This is a genomic window from Pseudomonas aphyarum (assembly GCF_028657055.1).
Lineage (GTDB): Bacteria > Pseudomonadota > Gammaproteobacteria > Pseudomonadales > Pseudomonadaceae > Aquipseudomonas > Aquipseudomonas aphyarum.
In genome coordinates, this window is sequence record NZ_JAMDGS010000014.1 from 76,657 (window position 1) to 93,487 (window position 16,831).

The following is a 16,831-nucleotide window of genomic DNA, read 5'->3' on the forward strand; positions in this document are numbered from 1 at the left end:
CTTCGGTGAGGCCAAGGCCTGCGCATCCTTAGTGGACACACTCACGTTTGCTGAGGTTATGCAGGTTTGATCGCTGGCACAAGCACCAACGAAATTCCGCCAACCAGTTGCGGGCTGGGATGAGGCCTCACTCAGCCGGCGGCGTCAGCTTCGCTTCCATCTCCGCCACCTTCGCCTCAAGGCTCTCGAGCCGGGCGCGAGTGCGCGCCAGCACTACCATCTGACTGTCAAATTCTTCGCGGCTCACCAGGTCCAGTTTGCTGAAGGCACTTTGCAGCAGCATCTTGAACTGGCTTTCGATTTCGGCTTTTGGCAAGGGCGTGTCGCCGCTGAACAGGCGGGAGGCGGTGCCGCTCAGGGCGTCGAGGAAGTCTTTGGGCGCGAGCATGGGATATGTCCTGGAAACAATGGCCGGCAGTGTATCACGCAGTGTCTATAGTCATTGGCGCAGGCACGGATGCACGCTTTTCGCGCAACTGGATGCACGGCCACGCACCGTTGTTGTGCGTATCCCGAGTGCCATTTGGGTGATGGCATCTGCGGCAGCGGCCAAGGGATTGAAATCAGTGGTTTTTGGCGAGATGGCAAGCTTTCTGCTTAGTCACCTTCGACCCATGCACTGATGCAGTCGCTGTGACGAATGCAGTGCGGCAGACGGAGCGGGGAGTTTCGTCTGGAGCGGTTAGCTGGCGTCGACAACGAAGCGTTACAAAGCCAGGCACTGCGCTTAGACTTGAGTCGGGTTTGTTTTCCTGGGGCAAGTCCACCAATTCGGGAGAGAGTTTCATGAAGCTAGTCACTGCCATCATCAAGCCGTTCAAGTTGGACGACGTGCGCGAGTCGCTGTCCGAAATCGGCGTGCAGGGCATTACCGTTACTGAAGTCAAAGGCTTCGGTCGGCAGAAGGGTCACACCGAGCTGTATCGCGGCGCGGAGTATGTGGTCGATTTTCTGCCCAAGGTGAAAATCGACGTTGCCATCGACGACAAGGATCTGGATCGGGTTATCGAGGCGATAACCAAGGCTGCCAACACCGGCAAGATCGGTGACGGCAAGATCTTCGTGGTCAATCTGGAACAGGCGATCCGCATCCGTACCGGCGAAACCGATACCGACGCGATCTAAACGCCGCCACAAACCCAACGCCCCAGGAGAAAACAATATGACTCTGCGTAAATTCGCAGGGCTAGGAGCCCTGTTGTCTATCGTAATGCCCGGCCTGGCCATGGCGGCAGACGAAGTGGCAGCTCCAGTCCTGAACTCCGGCGACACCGCCTGGATGCTCACCTCCACAGCCCTCGTGCTGTTCATGACCATTCCTGGCCTCGCGCTGTTCTACGGCGGCATGGTTCGGTCGAAAAATATTCTTTCCGTGATGATGCAGTGCTTCGCGATTACCGGTGTGATCAGCGTCCTGTGGGTCATTTATGGCTACAGCATCGCGTTCGACACCACCGGCATGGAGCAGGGCGTCGTCAACTTCAACTCGTTCGTGGGCGGTTTCGGCAAGGCGTTCCTGGCCGGTGTCACGCCAGCGAGCCTGACCGGCCCCGCGGCGCTGTTCCCCGAGGCGGTCTTCATCACCTTCCAGATGACCTTCGCGATCATCACCCCGGCGCTGATCGTCGGTGCGTTCGCCGAGCGAATGAAGTTCTCCGCGATGCTGATCTTCATGGGCATCTGGTTCACCCTGGTCTATGCACCGATCGCACACATGGTCTGGTCCGGCAACGGCGGCCTGATGTGGGACTGGGGCGTACTCGACTTCGCCGGCGGCACCGTGGTGCACATCAACGCCGGTGTGGCCGGTCTGATTGCCTGCCTGGTACTGGGTAAACGCAAAGGCTTCCCGACCACCCCGATGGCGCCACACAATCTGGGTTACACCCTGATGGGCGCAGCGATGCTGTGGGTTGGCTGGTTCGGCTTCAACGCCGGTTCTGCTGCAGCCGCCAACGGCACCGCCGGCATGGCGATGCTGGTGACCCAGATCGCGACCGCCGCTGCTGCACTGGGCTGGATGTTCGCCGAGTGGATCACCCACGGCAAACCAAGCGCACTGGGTATCGCATCTGGCGTTGTTGCAGGTCTGGTTGCGATCACTCCGGCCGCTGGCACCGTGGGCCCGATGGGCGCACTGGTGATCGGTCTGGCGGCAGGCGTGGTGTGCTTCTTCTGCGCCACCACCCTGAAACGCAAACTCGGTTATGACGACTCCCTGGACGCCTTCGGCGTGCACGGTATCGGCGGTATCCTCGGCGCGATCCTGACCGGTGTGTTCGCCGCACCGTCGCTGGGTGGCTTCGGCACCGTCACCGACATCGCCGCACAAGTCTGGATTCAGTGCAAAGGCGTCGGCTTCACCGTGATCTACACCGCCATCGTCACCTTCATCATCCTCAAGGTGCTGGATGCCGTGATGGGGCTGCGCGTGACCGAGGAAGAAGAATCGGTCGGCCTGGATCTGGCACAACACAACGAGCGCGGCTACAACCTGTAAGCACGCGCCGCAAAAAACTTGCCCGGCTCGCCGGGCATTTTTTTGTCTGGAATTTGTCTTCCCTGATACAGCTGAAAGGATTTTTCGTACTGCTTTGGTCGTGTTTACGACGAGTGTTTTTCTGCGGCCAAAGGCTTACATCATTGAAGGAATATTAGGGCCTTTGTTTTTTTCCAGAGCGCGCTAGAATGCGCCCCGAACGTGCGGAGAACTGTATGTGGCAACAGACTCTGATAACCCTGCGGGCACGGCCCCGGGGCTTTCATCTGGTGACGGACGAGTTGCTCGCCGGCCTGCCTGAACTCAAGGCATGCCGGGTCGGTCTGTTGCATTTGTGGCTGCAGCACACCTCGGCGTCGTTGACCATCAACGAGAACGCCGATCCGGCGGTACGTCGCGACTTCGAACGATTTTTCAATCGTCTGATCCCACAAGGAGCAGACGGCTATGAGCATAACGACGAAGGCCTGGACGACCTCCCGGCGCACTTCAAGGCCAGCGTGCTGGGCTGTCAGATCAGTTTGCCGGTAACGGCGGGCCGACTGGCACTGGGCACCTGGCAAGGCGTTTACCTGGGCGAGCACCGTGATCATGGCGGTGCCCGTAAAGTCCTCGCCACCTTGCACGGTGAAGGGGCATAAACCGTTGGTCACCAATGGTTACCGATTTTTTTCCGGCGACTTTCGACAGTCGCCAAAGCTGGTCTATAACTAATCTGCTTTTCGCAAGTCATGAGGTAGAACATGAGCGACGATGATCTGGAAAACGACGACCTCGAAGTAGGCGACGAAGACGAGGCCGAAGACGGTCTGGAAGCAGCAGCGGAAGACGTTGCTGAAGACGATGGCGGTGACGATACGCCGGCCCCGGCTGCCAAAGGCAAGGCCAAGGCAGCGGTGTCGGTCGACGAGTTGCCGAGCATCGAAGCCAAGAACAAGGAGCGCGATGCCCTGGCCAAGGCCATGGAAGAGTTCCTTGCGCGCGGCGGCAAGGTGCAGGAAGTGGAGGCCAACGTGGTCGCCGATCCGCCCAAGAAGCCGGACAACAAGTACGGCAGCCGTCCTATCTGAGGCGTGCCGCTTGCTTGCTGAAAAAGCCCGCCGTCGCTGCGGGCTTTTTCATGGGCGAAAGAAAATCAGCTGCGGCTGTTCCAGCGGGCGAGCACCGCGGGCAGGTCGTTCAGGCTGCGAATCTCGGCATCCGGCAGGCGCTCCGCTTCCCAGACCTTGCCGGCCGGGTTGAACCAGATTGCACGCAAGCCGGCCTGCTGCGCCCCGGCGATGTCATCCCCTGGATGATCGCCGATATGCACCGCTGCTTCGGCGCTCACGCCGCCGCGTTGCAAAGCCTCGTGGAACAGTCGCGCATCCGGCTTGGCGATGCCGATGTCTTCGGCGCACAGCGCAAACTTGAAGTAGTCCGCCAGCCCGAGACGACGGACATCGGCGTTGCCGTTGGTGACCACCCCGAGGGCGTAGTGCGTGGCGAGGGTTTCCAGGATCGGCTCGACCTCCGGGAACACCTCGATCTGATGCCGCGCATGCAGAAACACTTCAAAACTCTTGTCCGCCAGATCCGACGCTTCGCCGTGGGCGTAGCCGGCTTCCTCCAGCGCATGGAACAGCACCCGCCGGCGCAGCGCGCTGATGCGGTGTTTCAAGCCCGGCTCGTTGGCCAGCACCCGCTCGCGGATCGACCACAGATGCTCTACTGGCACCGCGCCCAGATTCGGCGCATGTTCGCTCAGCCATTCGCGCAAAACCGCTTCGGCGCTGACGATCACCGGGGCGGTGTCCCACAAGGTGTCGTCGAGGTCGAAGGTGATCAACTGGATGCTCATGAATCGTCGCCTTTCATGCGTTTGGCCCGTGGATGGGCGCTGTCGTAGACCGCCGCCAGGTGCTGGAAGTCCAGGTGGGTATAGATCTGGGTGGTCTTGATGTCCGAGTGGCCGAGCAATTCCTGCACCGCGCGCAGATCCTGAGAGGACTCGAGCAAATGGCTGGCGAAGGAGTGCCGCAGCATGTGCGGGTGCAGGTTCTGCCCCAGTTCGCGCTCGCCGGCCAGTTTGACCCGCACCTGAATCGCGCGCGGGCCAAGGCGTCGGCCTTGCTGGCTGACGAATACGGCGTCGTCCGCCGGATTGGTCAGCGCCCGCAACGGCAGCCATTGCTCCAATGCTTCCCGGGCTTTTTTGCCGACCGGCAACAGGCGCGTCTTGCTGCCCTTGCCGAGTACCTGAACCATGCCGTCGGCGAGATCGAGCTGATCGAGATTGAGCCCGGTTAGCTCCGACAGGCGCAGGCCGGAGGAATAGAACAATTCCAGAATCGCCTGATCACGTCGAGCAAGAAAATCGTCCTCCACGGCACCTTCAAGCAGTTGCAGGGCGCGATCGGTGTCGAGGGTTTTCGGCAGCCGGCGTTCACCTTTGGGCGGTGCCAGGCCGGTGGCCGGATCGTGATCGCAGAGGCCTTCGCGATTCAGATAGTGATAGAGCCCGCGCACCGCCGAGAGCAGGCGCGCCAGGCTGCGCGAGGACTGGCCCTGGGCATGCAGGCGGGCGATCAGGCTGCGCAGGCGCTGGATGTCCAGCGCCTGCCAGCTGCCGATGTTCTGTTTGTTGCACCAGCCGAGGACTTTGTCGAGATCGCGGCGGTAGGCCGACAGCGTGTGCGGCGACACCTGCCGCTCACTGCGCAGGTGTTCGCAGTAAGCGTCCAGTTGTCGTTCCATGCTCAGCGTACCGAGCGCAGGGAGCTGTTGACCCGTGGCAGTACGCGACCCATGACTTCGGCGATGTAGCTGAGGAACAGCGTGCCGACCGAGCTCTTGTAGTGCTGCGGATCACGGCTGGCGATGGCCAGGATTCCGTGGATGCCTTGATGGCTGACGGCGACCACGGCGGTGGAGCCGATCTGCTTGCGCTGTTCTTCGCCGAACAGGAAGTCCAGCTCATGTTCACGCAGGCTGCCGCTGACGCTTTTACCTTCGGTGAGCAATCCGCCGATGGCGGTCTGCGCGTCGGCGTGGGTCACCCAGCGACCGACCGGGGCCGGGTTGTCGCCGAGCAGAATCAGGCTGACGAAGGGCACCTGGAAATCCTGGCGCAGGCTGTCTTCGACGCTGATCACCACGTCTTCCAGAGTGGCAGCGTCCATCAGCGCGAGGATCAGGCGACGGGTCTTGTCGAACAGGCGATCGTTGTCCCGGGCGACGTCCATCAAGTGCGAGAGGCGGTGACGCATCTCGATGTTGCGGTCGCGCAGGATGGCCATCTGGCGCTCGACCAGCGAGACGGTATCGCCGCGCTGATGGGGGATGCGCAGGGACGGCAGCAGTTCTTCATGCTCGACGAAGAAGTCCGGATGAGCCTCCAGGTACGCGGCAACCGCTGCCGCCTCCAGGCTCTCGGACGCTGATTCACCGGACTGTCGGGCGGGTACCTGAGGCTTATCGGTCATGGCTTCTGCTCACTCAAAGACGCACTTGTCCTTCGTATACGCGCACTGCCGGGCCGGTCATCAACACCGGTTGGCCGGGGCCTGCCCATTCAATGGACAGACGCCCGCCCGGCAGGTCGATCAACAGTGGCGAATCCATCCACCCCTGACTGATCGCAGCTACAGCAGCAGCGCAGGCACCGGTGCCGCAGGCCTGGGTTTCCCCGGCGCCGCGTTCCCAGACGCGCAGTTGTGCGCGATGGCGGTCGATGACCTGGAGAAAGCCGACGTTGACCCGCGCCGGAAAGCGCGGATGGTGTTCGATTTTCGGCCCCAGTTCATGCACCGGTGCAGTGTTGATATCGCTGACCCGCAGCACCGCATGGGGGTTGCCCATCGATACCGCCGCCAGATCGACCGGCGTACCGTCGACATCGACCTGATAACTCAGGGCCTGCTCCGGCGCCTGGAACGGAATGTCCGCCGGCACCAGGCGCGGGGCGCCCATGTTCACGCCGATCTGGCCGTCGTTACGCACGTCCAGTTCGATGATGCCGCCCTTGGTCTCGACGCGGATCTGCCGTTTGGCGGTCAGACGCTTGTCGAGCACGAAGCGGGCGAAGCACCGCGCACCGTTGCCGCACTGCTCCACTTCGGAGCCGTCGGAGTTGAAGATCCGGTAACGGAAATCCACATCCGGGTTGCTCGGTGCTTCAACGATCAGCAACTGGTCGAAACCGATGCCGGTGTGCCGGTCGCCCCACATTTTTGCGTGCTTGGGCTGAATATGCGCGTGCTGGCTGACCAGGTCGAGAACCATGAAGTCGTTGCCCAGGCCGTGCATCTTGGTAAAACGCAGCAGCATGGGGTTACTCCGGCAGCAGGCTTTCGCCGGCAAACAGCTCGGCCACGGTCTCGCGGCGACGCACTTCAAATGCCTGATCGCCATCCACCAGCACTTCGGCGGCACGGCCGCGAGTGTTGTAGTTGGAGCTCATCACGAAACCGTAGGCACCGGCCGAATGCACGGCCAGTAGATCGCCTTCTTCCAGCGCCAGCTCGCGTTCCTTGGCGAGGAAATCGCCGGTTTCGCAGATCGGGCCGACGACGTCGTAGGTACGCGCAGCGGTCTCGCGTGGCTTGACCGGGGTCACGTCCATCCAGGCCTGGTACAGCGCCGGGCGGATCAGGTCGTTCATGGCCGCGTCGACGATGGCGAAGTCTTTGTGTTCGGTGTGCTTGAGGTACTCGACCTGGGTCAGCAGCACGCCGGCGTTGGCGACGATGAAGCGGCCCGGTTCGAACACCAGCGCCAGATCACGACCGACCAGACGCTCACGTACAGCCTTGATGTAATCGGCGGCCAACGGCGGCTCTTCATCGCGATAACGCACACCCAGGCCACCACCGAGATCGATGTGGCGCAGGTGGATGCCGCAATCGCCGAGACGATCGACCAGATCCAGCAGGCGATCGAGGGCATCGAGGAACGGAGGCAAAGTGGTCAGTTGCGAACCGATGTGGCAGTCGACGCCGACCACTTCCAGGTTCGGCAGGTGCGCGGCACGCACGTACACGTCTTCGGCGTCGGCGATGGCGATGCCGAACTTGTTCTCTTTGAGACCGGTGGAAATGTACGGGTGGGTGCCGGCATCGACGTCCGGGTTCACGCGCAGCGAGATCGGCGCACGAACGCCCAGCTCGGCGGCGACCACTTGCAGGCGCTCGAGCTCGTCGGTGGATTCGACGTTGAAGCAATGCACGCCGACTTCCAGCGCACGGCGCATGTCGTCACGGGTCTTGCCGACACCGGAGAACACGATCTTGTCCGGGCTGCCGCCGGCGGCCAGAACACGTTCCAGCTCGCCACGGGAAACGATGTCGAAACCGGCGCCGATACGGGCCAGGACATTCAGGACGCCGAGGTTGGAGTTGGCCTTGACCGCAAAGCAGACCAGGTGCGGCATGCCGGCCAGCGCATCGGCGTAGGCCAGGTACTGGGCCTCGATGTGGGCGCGGGAGTAAACGTAGGTCGGTGTGCCGAAGCGATCGGCGATGGCGGACAGCGCCACACCTTCCGCGAACAGTTCCCCGCCACGGTAGTTAAAAGCGTCCATGGCGATCCCTTAGTAAACGTCGTGCTTGTGTGCCTTGGAGACAGGCTGCTTTTGCGAAGACTGGGCTTGCTCGGCCGGGTCCTGATCTTCATCGGGCAGGTACAACGGGCCTTTCTGACCGCAGGCCGAAACGAGACAGGCAACCGCGACGAGCGCAGCAAGGGAAGAGATCAGGCGCTTCATGGCGAAATCCTTGAAAATGCGTTAATTGCGCCGGAGTATACCGGCCACCCGGCAGCTTGCCTATGCGACGGAACTCCCGTCCGGCGGGGCTCGGGCTGCGGCGCGGAAACTTTTCCCGCGTGGCGGGTGGATATTTCGTCGCCGGGCAGGGCGCTTGGTCGTTATCCTTTGCAATCGGCTGGCAGCGTCCGTATCTTGCGGCGCTTGAGCCTGATCAGACATTTTTTGAGGTTGCCGCAATGAGTTTGTCCGAAGCCCGTTTCCACGATCTGGTCGATGAAACCCAGGAAAAACTGGAAGACATCTTCGACGACAGCGACCTGGACATCGACATGGAGAACTCGGCCGGTGTGCTGACCGTCAAGTTCGAGAACGGCACCCAGCTGATCTTCAGTCGTCAGGAACCGTTGCGTCAGCTGTGGCTGGCCGCCGTGTCCGGTGGTTTCCACTTCGACTATGACGAAGAAAGCGAACGCTGGATGTGCGACAAGAGCGAAGAACAGCTGGGCGAAATGCTCGAGCGCATCGTCAAGCAGCAGGCCGGCACCGAATTCGATTTCGAAGGCCTGTGATTTCGTGACTGATACTGCGCCCGTCCGTCCGCCGAAGCCGCTCTACAGCAACGTCAGCCCGGCCGTCCCTTCGCCGTGCACCGGCGTGTGCCGGCTGGATGAGCAGAAGGTCTGCCTCGGTTGCATGCGCCATGTCGAAGACATCCGCGAGTGGCGTTCGGCCGATGACGAGCGCCGCCGGGTGATTTGTGCGCAGGCGGCTCAGCGCCGGCAGCTCGCCGGAGCGTAGCTTGTATATTTTTTGAGCTGTGATAGTGTCCGGAAACGCCTCAACCCATCGAGGCCTGGTGAAAACCCCGTCTTTTTTGGCGGGGTTTTGCTTTTTTTGTGTGCAGAAGAAAGGAGTCTGCCCGGATCATGACCGCACCTTCCATCACCCTTACCCGTCTGGACGTGCAACGTCTGGAGCGCCTGATCGACAGCCTGGATGACACGCTGCCGGGCGTGATCGCGCTGCAAACCGAACTGGACCGCGCCGATACCCTGGTCGGTCACGATGAAGTGCCTGCCGATGTCGTGACGATGAATTCCCGTGTGCACTGCCGTGAAGAGAGCAGTGGCAAGGACTACCACCTGACCCTGGTCTACCCGAAGCACGCCAACGCCGACGAAGGCAAAGTCTCGATCCTGGCCCCGGTCGGCAGTGCGCTGCTGGGCCTGAAGGTTGGTCAGCACATCGACTGGCCGGCTCCGGGTGGCAAGACCCTGAAGCTGACTTTGCTCGAAGTCGAATCGCAGCCGGCCAACGGCGGTGATTTCCCGGAGTAACCCGCCTCAGACCTGCTCGAGCGCCTCGTTCAGAGAGCGTTCCAGGTCGGCCTTGTAACGCAGGTACAGATTGCTCGAACTCTGCCCGTCACCGATCACTCCCGACAGGTCCAGGTCGGTGATGTAGCAGCGGTAGCGCTCGCTTTCCCGGCGCTGCCCGACGATCTCCCGGGCGACCACGCTGAACAGCTGGTCGCCATGTTCCAGCTCGCTGAATTCCCGTTGATTGCAATACAGCGTGACCTGCACCTGGCCGGGCGCGGCTTTGCCGACGATCGCCTGCACGTCGTAGAACGGTTTGTTGACCGGCGTCTGCGGTGCCGGGCGCATTTCGACCCGTCGCGCGCGTCCCGGCCCTGATGGCAATAGCTGGTAATACAAGATTTCAAGGCTGGCGGCATGGCCCGAATCCATCGGCAGCAGCGCTTCGCGGCGGAACTGGATCGATTGCAGGAACCGCTGCAACGGCACCAACAGGCTTTGCTCGTCGTGATAGGGCAAGTGCTGTTGCCACAGCGCATTGAACTCGTCGAGCACGTACAGCTCGGCGGTTTGTTCGGTGATCCGGTAGAACACCTGAATGCATTCGGGCTGGCCCATCGGCAGGATCAACGCCAGGTCGTGGTCTTCCAGCGCCATCGGGTCCAGGTGCAGCGGGCTGTAGCGCGGCTGTTCCTCGCCCAGGTAATCGAGCAGCGCCGGCAGGGTGGCGAGGGCGACATGGCTGACTTGACCCGGCACCAACTCCAGCACGTGGTAATGCTGCTGCACCTGGATCAGGTAGCGGTGATTCAGATCGCTGAGCAACAGGGTTTGCGCGGTGTCGACAATTTCTTCCACCCGGCGGGCGATGAATTGCGCGCGGTTATGACAGAAACAGCGCACCCGCAGCGATGGCTGTTGCGGCCCGCGCGGCAGATTGTTGAGGTAATCGCGCAGGCAGTCCATCAAGGCATGCGGGCCGTCGAAGCGGTTGACCAGCACTTCGTTCCAGCTGTTGAGCGTGACCTGATCCAGGGTCAGCACCAGGTTTTCGCGTACGCCGGCGTAGCTCAGGGAGTCCGTGCGCTCGGTGGTCATCAGGATGTTCAGGTCGCGGTGATGCTTGAGCGGGTCGACCCCGACATTCACCAGCATCAACACTTCGCTCGGCACCGCGGCGCGCAGCAGCGGTTCTTCGGCAACGGTCGACAAGGGCAGGGCGATGCTTTGTTGCAGGCTGCCGAGCAGGTTGAACAGTTCGAACTCGCTCAAATCGCTGGTGCCGGGGTGCAGGGCCAGTCGGGTGCTGCCGTCGATCACGCCGTTGCGATGGCACCAGGTCAGCAGTTCCAGCAACTCGCGGCTGCGCTTGATCGGCGCGAAGTGTTCCCACTCCAGCGCCGTCAGGCTGCCGTTGTACAGGCCCCACTGGGTTTGGCCCGGTTCCTTTTTGTTCGGCGATTGCACCAGGGTCAGCGTGTCTTCGGCCAGGTCCGGGGCAATGCCGGGGTTGATGAACTCGACCTTGTCGGCCTTGCGTTCGAACGCTGCGTAGAGCCGCCGGCCGAGGACGTTGAGGTCGCGCTTGTTGATCAGGCTGACAGTCTGTTCGGTGCGGGCGAACTGGGTCAGGAAGCGGTAGCTGTAGTTCAGCTCGTTGACCAGCGCCCGGCGCTCGGCGCTGACCTGTCGTACTTTCCACTGGCTGCGGCTGTCGAGCAGCGCCAGTTGCCGCTGGTCCCAGTGCCATTCGCTGGCCAGCCTTTCCAGCAGTGAACGTTGCCAGCTCTGGGTGCGGGTATTGCCGGTGAGCTTGCGGTTGACCTTGAGGTACAGCGCCCGGCGCACCAGCTCAAGCCGCTCCGGTTCGTTGCGCGCAGTGAGGTATTCCTCGATCCGGCGGTAGACCACCATGTACGGGTCCAGCTCGTCGAGATCCAGCCGGTTGGCGAATACGGCCTGCTTGAAGCGCAGACTCAGACATTGCACCTGCGGATGTTCGCTGGCGTAGACCTCGGTCAGCAGCAGCTTGAGCACCGATTTGTAAGGTGACTCGATGCCCTTGAACAGTTGCCACAGCCCGGCGCCGACGAACTCGCCCGGCGGAATGTGCGCCATCGGCCCTAGGTCGAGGGTTTCATCGTTGCGGATGAAACGCTTGGAAATCAGGGTGTGGGTGTACGCGTCGTAGGCACGCTCTTCATAGACCGGCACCAGCCACCAGATCGGCGTGCGCCCGGCGAGCCAGATCGCGGTGCGGTAGAACTCGTCCAGCAGCAGATAGTGCTGGGTAGTGCCGCAATCTTCGGAGCTGAGCTGGGTGTCGCGCTCGCCTTTGACGAAGCGCACCGGGTCGATCAGGAAGAAGTGCGCCTCGGCCCCCTGGCTGGCAGCCCAGGTTTCGAGCAACTGGCATTTCTTGCGCAGCTCGGCGAGTTCGCTTTCGCTCAGGTCGGGGGCGTGGCAGACCCACACGTCCATGTCGCTCTGTTCGGCCTGAGCCAGGGTGCCGAGGCTGCCCATCAGGAACAGACCGTGAATCGGCCGTGGCGGGTTGCTGCCGTGACGTGGCTTGTAGGAGAACGAGCGCGTCAGGCGCTGGGCTTCGGCAAGCGCATCGGCGTCCGGTTCGTAATTCGACAGCCCGGCCGGCGTGCTGCCGGAGACATAACCGGGCAACAGCGGATGATTGACGTGAAAAAACAGCGGCAGCAGCGTCAGCACACTTTGCTGGCGCGTCGACAGGCCTTCGAGCGCCCGGTTCAGGCGGCCTTCATTGAGTTTGAGAAAACGTGCACGTAGCTGGCTGAGTACCTTGCGGTCGATGCCTTCGTCCAGGTCGGGGCGGATTTCATGGGTGCGGGTCATGTCGGCTCAAACCGGCGCGCAGGGCTCGGAGGCAAGGGGTCTCGGGTGTCCGGGAGTTTAGCGCCTGAGCGGCAGGAGTTTTAAGCTGAATTTGTTTTTTGACGTCAGATTTCTATCGCGCGGCGATGGGCGACGTTCATGGCTGGCCCGCGGAAATCCCGTGGCAGGGGTTTCCGTGGGCAAAGTCGGGAGGATCAGGCGGTTTGCTGCTCTTTGAGAATCGTCAGTACGGTTTGCACGTTCTGTGCGGCATCGCGACCGAGGCTGGTCAGGTAACCGCCATCAGGCTGGTCTGTCAGTTCTTTTTCGAACAGGCGTTGTGCGGCGGCAATGTGCTTCGGGGCAGCGGTCTGATGAATTTTCAGACCTTCCTGGGAACTGTCCAGGTTGAAGAGTGCGAGGACTTCCAGTTCGGCAACCAACTCAGGGGTAAGCGACATAAGGACTCCAGACTTTCTAGGAATTGGACGACAGCGCCCCTAAGGTGAACCTGCCGGCGCGGCCTGTCCAGTGCGCGTGTCAGGGTTTTTGTCCCGGGGTGGATTCCAGTGTAGTCAGGGGGCGGCAGAAGGCTGCGCAGATGGGTGACAAATTGTGTGGGAGCAGGCCTGCTCCCACAAGGCGGGGCCGTTTACTGCTTTTCCGGTGGCAGTTCCGGCAGTGCGCGCAGCGCGGTTTCGTACCACTCGGTATCGAACGCGCGGTCTTCGTCGAGCATCGCGTCGATTTCACAGGCCAGCACGTGGGCCATCAGATTCAGGATGTCGTCACGCTCGTAACCGACCAGCGTCAGCTTGTTGAAGGTTGCCTTGGCCGCTGGCGGGTTGTCGCTTTCGATCTGGTTCTCGATCGCTTCGATCAGCGTCGATTCGGTGAACTCTTCTTCATCATTGTCGATGTCAGTCGGCTCGCTCATGGCAGGCTCCTCAAGGAAAGGCGCCAGTTTACCCGCATTCAGCGGCGTGATGCTGCTGGCGAGAATCGCGGTAGCGATCTATAAACAGGCACTGCCCACCCCGCACGGCCTGGAGGCTATGTGATGTTCAAGCTCTATGGATTCTCCGTCAGCAACTACTACAACATGGTCAAACTGGCGTTGCTGGAAAAAGGCCTGCCATTCGAAGAGGTCACGTTCTACCCGACGCCAACGCCTGAATCTCTGGCCATCAGCCCGCGCGGCAAGGTGCCGGTGCTGGGGGCTGAAGGCGGTTACATCAACGAAACGATGGTGATGCTCGAATACCTCGAAAGCAGCCAGAAGGGTGTGCCGCTGTTGCCGACCGAGCCGTTTGCCCGCGCCCAGGTGCTGGCGGTGGCCAAGGAAATCGAGCTGTACATCGAGCTGCCGGCCCGTGCCTGTTACGGCGAAGCGTTTTTCGGTACGGCGCTGCCGGAGGCGATCAAGGAGAAAACCAAGGCTGAATTGCTGCTGGGCTTTGCGGCGCTGGGGCGTCACGGCAAATTCGCCCCGTATGTGGCGGGCGACACCCTGAGCATTGCGGACTTGTACTTCCTCTACAGCGTGCCGCTGGCGGCTGCGGTGGGGCACAAACTGTTCGGTCTGGATCTGTTGGCGGAGATGCCGAAGGCCAAGGCGCTGCTGGAGCGGCTTGAGCAGAATCCGCACGTGCAGAAGATTGCGGCGGATAAGGATGCGGCGATGCCGGCGTTTTTGGCGATGATCGCCGCCAAAAAGTAGAAAATCTGTTTTGGAACCAGTTCGCGGGCAAGTCGACCATTCGACTTGCCCGCGATGCTTTTAGCGGCTGGCGATCAGCGCCTGACCGCGAACCACGGCAGCCTTGACCTGCGCCGGCGCAGTGCCGCCGATGTGGTCACGGGCATTCACCGAGCCTTCCAGGGTCAGCACGGCAAACACGTCCTGCTCGATCTGGTCGCTGAACTGACGCAGTTCTTCAAGGCTCATTTCCGCCAGATCCTTGCCGGTGTCGACGCCGTACTTCACGGCATGACCGACGATCTCGTGGCAATCACGGAACGGCAGGCCACGGCGTACCAGGTAATCCGCCAGGTCAGTGGCGGTGGAGAAACCGCGCAGCGCCGCTTCACGCATGATCGCGTGCTTTGGCTTGATCGCCGGGATCATGTCGGCAAAGGCGCGCAGCGAGTCGCGCAGGGTGTCGGCGGCGTCGAACAGCGGTTCCTTGTCTTCCTGGTTGTCCTTGTTGTAGGCCAGCGGCTGGCCTTTCATCAGGGTCAGCAGGCCCATCAGGGCGCCGAACACACGGCCGGTCTTGCCACGCACCAGCTCCGGCACGTCGGGGTTTTTCTTTTGCGGCATGATCGAGCTGCCGGTGCAGAAACGGTCCGGCAGATCGATGAACTGGAACTGCGCGCTGGTCCACAGCACCAGCTCTTCGGAGAAGCGCGACAGGTGCATCATAGCGATGCTCGCGGCCGAGCAGAATTCGATGGCGAAGTCACGGTCGGACACGTTGTCCAGCGAGTTGCCGCCGACGGCATCGAAGCCCAGCAGTTGCGCGGTGTATTCGCGGTCGATCGGGTAAGTGGTGCCGGCCAGCGCGGCGCTGCCCAGCGGCATGCGGTTGGTGCGCTTGCGGCAGTCGACCAGGCGCTCGTAGTCGCGGCTGAGCATTTCGAACCAGGCCAGCATGTGGTGCCCGAAGGTCACCGGCTGAGCGGTCTGCAGGTGGGTGAAGCCCGGCATGATGCTCGCGGCTTCACGCTCGGCCTGCTCCAGCAGGCCTTTTTGCAGACGGGTGATCTCGCTCAGGATCAGGTCGATCTCGTCACGCAGCCACAGGCGGATGTCGGTGGCGACCTGGTCGTTGCGGCTGCGGCCGGTGTGCAGCTTCTTGCCGGTGACGCCGATGCGGTCGGTCAGGCGTGCTTCGATGTTCATGTGCACGTCTTCGAGGTCGACGCGCCAGTCGAACTGGCCGGCCTCGATTTCGCCCTGGATGGTCTTCAGGCCATCGATGATGCTGTCGCGCTCGGCATCCGTCAGCACGCCGACCTTGGCCAGCATGGTGGCGTGGGCGATCGAGCCCATGATGTCGTGGCGATACAGGCGCTGGTCGAAAGTGACGGAGGCGGTGAAGCGGGCGACGAAGGCGTCGACGGGTTCACTGAAGCGGCCGCCCCAGGACTGATTGGTCTTGTCAGTGCTCATGAATTCGCTCGTATCGGCTTGAAGAAAGAAGGCGTGAAACGCTGGCGCGGATAATAACAGGGTTGCCAATCCTGTCGCTGACACTGGTCGATACGTTTTTTTCTCATGGCCTGATCCATAGTCGCCGGTGTCGCCGGGGGATTTGCGCAAGGATATTTTCCGATTGAGCAATATCGGCCCGACGAGCGTCTACAGTAGGACATAGGGGTCGACGTGGCGGCGGATCGCGCAAAGGTCCGGCCACCGACTATAAGAAGAGAGAGGGGTGGGTGTATTGGCCATTGGCATACCCTGCGTAAAACGCAGTCGGCGACGGGCGTCAGGCGGTACGTTGCAGGTGTCGGCAAATATTGCCGGCCGACGTACGGCACTTTTTGGCGCTCACGCTAGTCTTAGCGTGGATCGCGGTGACGGACGTCACTCCACTTGTCTACGCTATCCTTGTGCGAGACTCACGCAGGAATCCAGCGCAATATGAATGTCCTGATCGTTGATGACGAACCACTGGCCCGCGAGCGACTCAGCCGAATGGTGAGCGAGCTCGAGGGCTACACAGTCCTGGAGCCCAGCGCCACCAATGGCGAAGAGGCGTTGGCGCTGATCGACAGCCACAAGCCGGATATCGTGCTGCTCGATATCCGCATGCCGGGCCTCGATGGCCTGCAGGTGGCTGCCCGTCTGTGCGAACGCGAAACCCCGCCAGCCGTGGTGTTTTGCGCAGGTCCCGATGAATTTGCCGTGGAAGCCCTGCAGGCCAGCGCCGTGGGCTATGTGGTGAAACCCGTGCGAACCGAACATCTGCATGACGCCCTGAAACGGGCTGAACGTCCCAATCGGGCCCAGCTCTCGGCCCTGACCCGCCCTGCCGCCGAAAGCGGTAACGGCCCGCGCAGCCACATCAGCGCCCGTACCCGCAAAGGCATCGAACTGATCCCGCTGGATCAGGTGGTGTATTTCATTGCCGACCACAAATACGTGACCTTGCGCCACGAAGGTGGCGAAGTCCTTCTGGATGAACCGCTCAAGGCGCTGGAAGATGAATTCGGCGAGCGCTTCGTGCGGATCCACCGCAACGCGCTGGTCGCCCGCGACCGCATCGAGCGTCTGCAACGTACACCGCTGGGTCATTTCCAGTTGTTCCTCAAGGGGCTCAACGGTGACGCGCTGATCGTCAGCCGCCGGCATGTGGCGGGTGTGCGCAAAATGATGCAGGGGCTTTAGTCCGCAGGCTCCGGGCGGTTCTT

At 61.8% G+C, this 16,831-nt stretch carries 20 protein-coding genes and 1 pseudogene; 10 read left to right on the forward strand and 11 right to left on the reverse strand.

Annotation, left to right across the window (positions count from 1 at the left end):
- Positions 1–127 precede the first annotated feature (127 nt).
- The gene (locus M5G18_RS21110; RefSeq protein ID WP_007920416.1) at positions 128–388 is read right to left on the reverse strand and encodes an accessory factor UbiK family protein; all 261 of its coding nucleotides are present in this window, start codon (positions 386–388) and stop codon (positions 128–130) included.
- Between the two features lie 398 nt (positions 389–786).
- Between M5G18_RS21110 and glnK the strand changes: the two genes are divergently transcribed.
- The 4 genes from glnK to sutA all read left to right on the forward strand — a co-directional run bounded on the left by glnK (position 787) and on the right by sutA (position 3,570).
- Positions 787–1,125 (forward strand): P-II family nitrogen regulator, encoded by a 339-nt coding sequence (gene glnK / locus M5G18_RS21115; RefSeq protein WP_002555808.1) that lies wholly within the window; start codon positions 787–789, stop codon positions 1,123–1,125.
- A gap of 37 nt (positions 1,126–1,162) precedes the next feature.
- Positions 1,163–2,500: an ammonium transporter gene (locus M5G18_RS21120; protein WP_273896076.1), complete on the forward strand. Its 1,338-nt coding sequence runs from the start codon at positions 1,163–1,165 to the stop codon at positions 2,498–2,500.
- A 215-nt stretch (positions 2,501–2,715) separates the two neighbouring features.
- Positions 2,716–3,141 (forward strand): secondary thiamine-phosphate synthase enzyme YjbQ, encoded by a 426-nt coding sequence (locus M5G18_RS21125; RefSeq protein ID WP_011336526.1) that lies wholly within the window; start codon positions 2,716–2,718, stop codon positions 3,139–3,141.
- 102 nt (positions 3,142–3,243) lie between these two features.
- Complete coding sequence (gene sutA / locus M5G18_RS21130) at positions 3,244–3,570, forward strand: transcriptional regulator SutA (protein ID WP_007951900.1); 327 nt, start codon at positions 3,244–3,246, stop codon at positions 3,568–3,570.
- Positions 3,571–3,635: 65 nt separating this feature from the next.
- Here the strand turns inward: sutA and M5G18_RS21135 are convergent, their stop codons facing one another.
- The 6 genes from M5G18_RS21135 to lptM are packed head-to-tail and all read right to left on the reverse strand — an operon-like array spanning position 3,636 to position 8,243.
- Positions 3,636–4,340, reverse strand: a complete 705-nt coding sequence (locus M5G18_RS21135) for an HAD family hydrolase (RefSeq protein WP_273896077.1) — start codon at positions 4,338–4,340, stop codon at positions 3,636–3,638.
- Entirely contained in the window at positions 4,337–5,236 is a 900-nt protein-coding gene (gene xerC / locus M5G18_RS21140; protein ID WP_007951897.1) for a tyrosine recombinase XerC, read from the reverse strand. The genes M5G18_RS21135 and xerC overlap by 4 nt, the downstream gene beginning before the upstream one ends.
- A gap of 2 nt (positions 5,237–5,238) precedes the next feature.
- Positions 5,239–5,964, reverse strand: a complete 726-nt coding sequence (locus tag M5G18_RS21145) for a DUF484 family protein (RefSeq protein WP_007951894.1) — start codon at positions 5,962–5,964, stop codon at positions 5,239–5,241.
- A 13-nt stretch (positions 5,965–5,977) separates the two neighbouring features.
- Complete coding sequence (gene dapF / locus M5G18_RS21150; protein WP_011336523.1) at positions 5,978–6,808, reverse strand: diaminopimelate epimerase; 831 nt, start codon at positions 6,806–6,808, stop codon at positions 5,978–5,980.
- Between the two features lie 4 nt (positions 6,809–6,812).
- Complete coding sequence (gene lysA, locus M5G18_RS21155) at positions 6,813–8,060, reverse strand: diaminopimelate decarboxylase (RefSeq protein ID WP_007951889.1); 1,248 nt, start codon at positions 8,058–8,060, stop codon at positions 6,813–6,815.
- A gap of 9 nt (positions 8,061–8,069) precedes the next feature.
- Complete coding sequence (gene lptM, locus M5G18_RS21160; RefSeq protein WP_007951888.1) at positions 8,070–8,243, reverse strand: LPS translocon maturation chaperone LptM; 174 nt, start codon at positions 8,241–8,243, stop codon at positions 8,070–8,072.
- A 239-nt stretch (positions 8,244–8,482) separates the two neighbouring features.
- On the opposite strand from lptM, the gene cyaY reads away from it, so the two are divergent.
- From cyaY to rnk, 3 genes are all read left to right on the forward strand, one after another.
- A complete protein-coding gene (gene cyaY, locus M5G18_RS21165; protein WP_007951887.1) occupies positions 8,483–8,815 on the forward strand; it encodes an iron donor protein CyaY in 333 nt (110 codons plus the stop codon).
- Between the two features lie 4 nt (positions 8,816–8,819).
- A complete protein-coding gene (locus tag M5G18_RS21170; protein WP_045121669.1) occupies positions 8,820–9,044 on the forward strand; it encodes a DUF1289 domain-containing protein in 225 nt (74 codons plus the stop codon).
- A 128-nt stretch (positions 9,045–9,172) separates the two neighbouring features.
- Positions 9,173–9,583, forward strand: coding sequence for a nucleoside diphosphate kinase regulator (gene rnk, locus M5G18_RS21175; RefSeq protein ID WP_007951886.1), 411 nt, complete (start codon positions 9,173–9,175; stop codon positions 9,581–9,583).
- A 6-nt stretch (positions 9,584–9,589) separates the two neighbouring features.
- Here rnk and M5G18_RS21180 read toward each other — a convergent pair whose 3' ends face one another.
- The 3 genes from M5G18_RS21180 to M5G18_RS21190 all read right to left on the reverse strand — a co-directional run bounded on the left by M5G18_RS21180 (position 9,590) and on the right by M5G18_RS21190 (position 13,349).
- Complete coding sequence (locus M5G18_RS21180; protein WP_273896078.1) at positions 9,590–12,433, reverse strand: class I adenylate cyclase; 2,844 nt, start codon at positions 12,431–12,433, stop codon at positions 9,590–9,592.
- A 194-nt stretch (positions 12,434–12,627) separates the two neighbouring features.
- Positions 12,628–12,873 (reverse strand): TIGR02647 family protein, encoded by a 246-nt coding sequence (locus tag M5G18_RS21185; RefSeq protein ID WP_007951883.1) that lies wholly within the window; start codon positions 12,871–12,873, stop codon positions 12,628–12,630.
- Between the two features lie 191 nt (positions 12,874–13,064).
- On the reverse strand, positions 13,065–13,349 hold the full coding sequence (locus M5G18_RS21190) for a hypothetical protein (protein ID WP_007951881.1): 285 nt from the start codon (positions 13,347–13,349) through the stop codon (positions 13,065–13,067).
- 123 nt (positions 13,350–13,472) lie between these two features.
- Between M5G18_RS21190 and M5G18_RS21195 the strand changes: the two genes are divergently transcribed.
- On the forward strand, positions 13,473–14,132 hold the full coding sequence (locus M5G18_RS21195; RefSeq protein WP_179693302.1) for a glutathione S-transferase family protein: 660 nt from the start codon (positions 13,473–13,475) through the stop codon (positions 14,130–14,132).
- 60 nt (positions 14,133–14,192) lie between these two features.
- Here M5G18_RS21195 and argH read toward each other — a convergent pair whose 3' ends face one another.
- The gene (argH, locus tag M5G18_RS21200) at positions 14,193–15,587 is read right to left on the reverse strand and encodes an argininosuccinate lyase (protein WP_011336517.1); all 1,395 of its coding nucleotides are present in this window, start codon (positions 15,585–15,587) and stop codon (positions 14,193–14,195) included.
- Between the two features lie 316 nt (positions 15,588–15,903).
- Here argH and M5G18_RS29035 point away from each other — a divergent pair.
- Positions 15,904–16,065: pseudogene (locus tag M5G18_RS29035) on the forward strand (sensor histidine kinase); the annotation flags it as partial.
- On the forward strand, positions 16,062–16,808 hold the full coding sequence (locus tag M5G18_RS21205; protein WP_007951875.1) for a LytR/AlgR family response regulator transcription factor: 747 nt from the start codon (positions 16,062–16,064) through the stop codon (positions 16,806–16,808). The pseudogene M5G18_RS29035 and the gene M5G18_RS21205, both read left to right, overlap by 4 nt.
- Positions 16,809–16,831: the final 23 nt, after the last annotated feature.

Excerpts from the sequence above, each read along its gene's own strand:
- M5G18_RS21110 (WP_007920416.1), bottom strand. The coding sequence starts at position 388 with ATGCTCGCGCCCAAAGACTTCCTCGACGCCCTGAGCGGCACCGCCTCC.
- glnK (WP_002555808.1), top strand. The coding sequence starts at position 787 with ATGAAGCTAGTCACTGCCATCATCAAGCCGTTCAAGTTGGACGACGTG.
- M5G18_RS21120 (WP_273896076.1), top strand. The coding sequence starts at position 1,163 with ATGACTCTGCGTAAATTCGCAGGGCTAGGAGCCCTGTTGTCTATCGTA.
- M5G18_RS21125 (WP_011336526.1), top strand. The coding sequence starts at position 2,716 with ATGTGGCAACAGACTCTGATAACCCTGCGGGCACGGCCCCGGGGCTTT.
- sutA (WP_007951900.1), top strand. The coding sequence starts at position 3,244 with ATGAGCGACGATGATCTGGAAAACGACGACCTCGAAGTAGGCGACGAA.
- M5G18_RS21135 (WP_273896077.1), bottom strand. The coding sequence starts at position 4,340 with ATGAGCATCCAGTTGATCACCTTCGACCTCGACGACACCTTGTGGGAC.
- xerC (WP_007951897.1), bottom strand. The coding sequence starts at position 5,236 with ATGGAACGACAACTGGACGCTTACTGCGAACACCTGCGCAGTGAGCGG.
- M5G18_RS21145 (WP_007951894.1), bottom strand. The coding sequence starts at position 5,964 with ATGACCGATAAGCCTCAGGTACCCGCCCGACAGTCCGGTGAATCAGCG.
- dapF (WP_011336523.1), bottom strand. The coding sequence starts at position 6,808 with ATGCTGCTGCGTTTTACCAAGATGCACGGCCTGGGCAACGACTTCATG.
- lysA (WP_007951889.1), bottom strand. The coding sequence starts at position 8,060 with ATGGACGCTTTTAACTACCGTGGCGGGGAACTGTTCGCGGAAGGTGTG.
- lptM (WP_007951888.1), bottom strand. The coding sequence starts at position 8,243 with ATGAAGCGCCTGATCTCTTCCCTTGCTGCGCTCGTCGCGGTTGCCTGT.
- cyaY (WP_007951887.1), top strand. The coding sequence starts at position 8,483 with ATGAGTTTGTCCGAAGCCCGTTTCCACGATCTGGTCGATGAAACCCAG.
- rnk (WP_007951886.1), top strand. The coding sequence starts at position 9,173 with ATGACCGCACCTTCCATCACCCTTACCCGTCTGGACGTGCAACGTCTG.
- M5G18_RS21180 (WP_273896078.1), bottom strand. The coding sequence starts at position 12,433 with ATGACCCGCACCCATGAAATCCGCCCCGACCTGGACGAAGGCATCGAC.
- M5G18_RS21185 (WP_007951883.1), bottom strand. The coding sequence starts at position 12,873 with ATGTCGCTTACCCCTGAGTTGGTTGCCGAACTGGAAGTCCTCGCACTC.
- M5G18_RS21190 (WP_007951881.1), bottom strand. The coding sequence starts at position 13,349 with ATGAGCGAGCCGACTGACATCGACAATGATGAAGAAGAGTTCACCGAA.
- M5G18_RS21195 (WP_179693302.1), top strand. The coding sequence starts at position 13,473 with ATGTTCAAGCTCTATGGATTCTCCGTCAGCAACTACTACAACATGGTC.
- argH (WP_011336517.1), bottom strand. The coding sequence starts at position 15,587 with ATGAGCACTGACAAGACCAATCAGTCCTGGGGCGGCCGCTTCAGTGAA.
- M5G18_RS21205 (WP_007951875.1), top strand. The coding sequence starts at position 16,062 with ATGAATGTCCTGATCGTTGATGACGAACCACTGGCCCGCGAGCGACTC.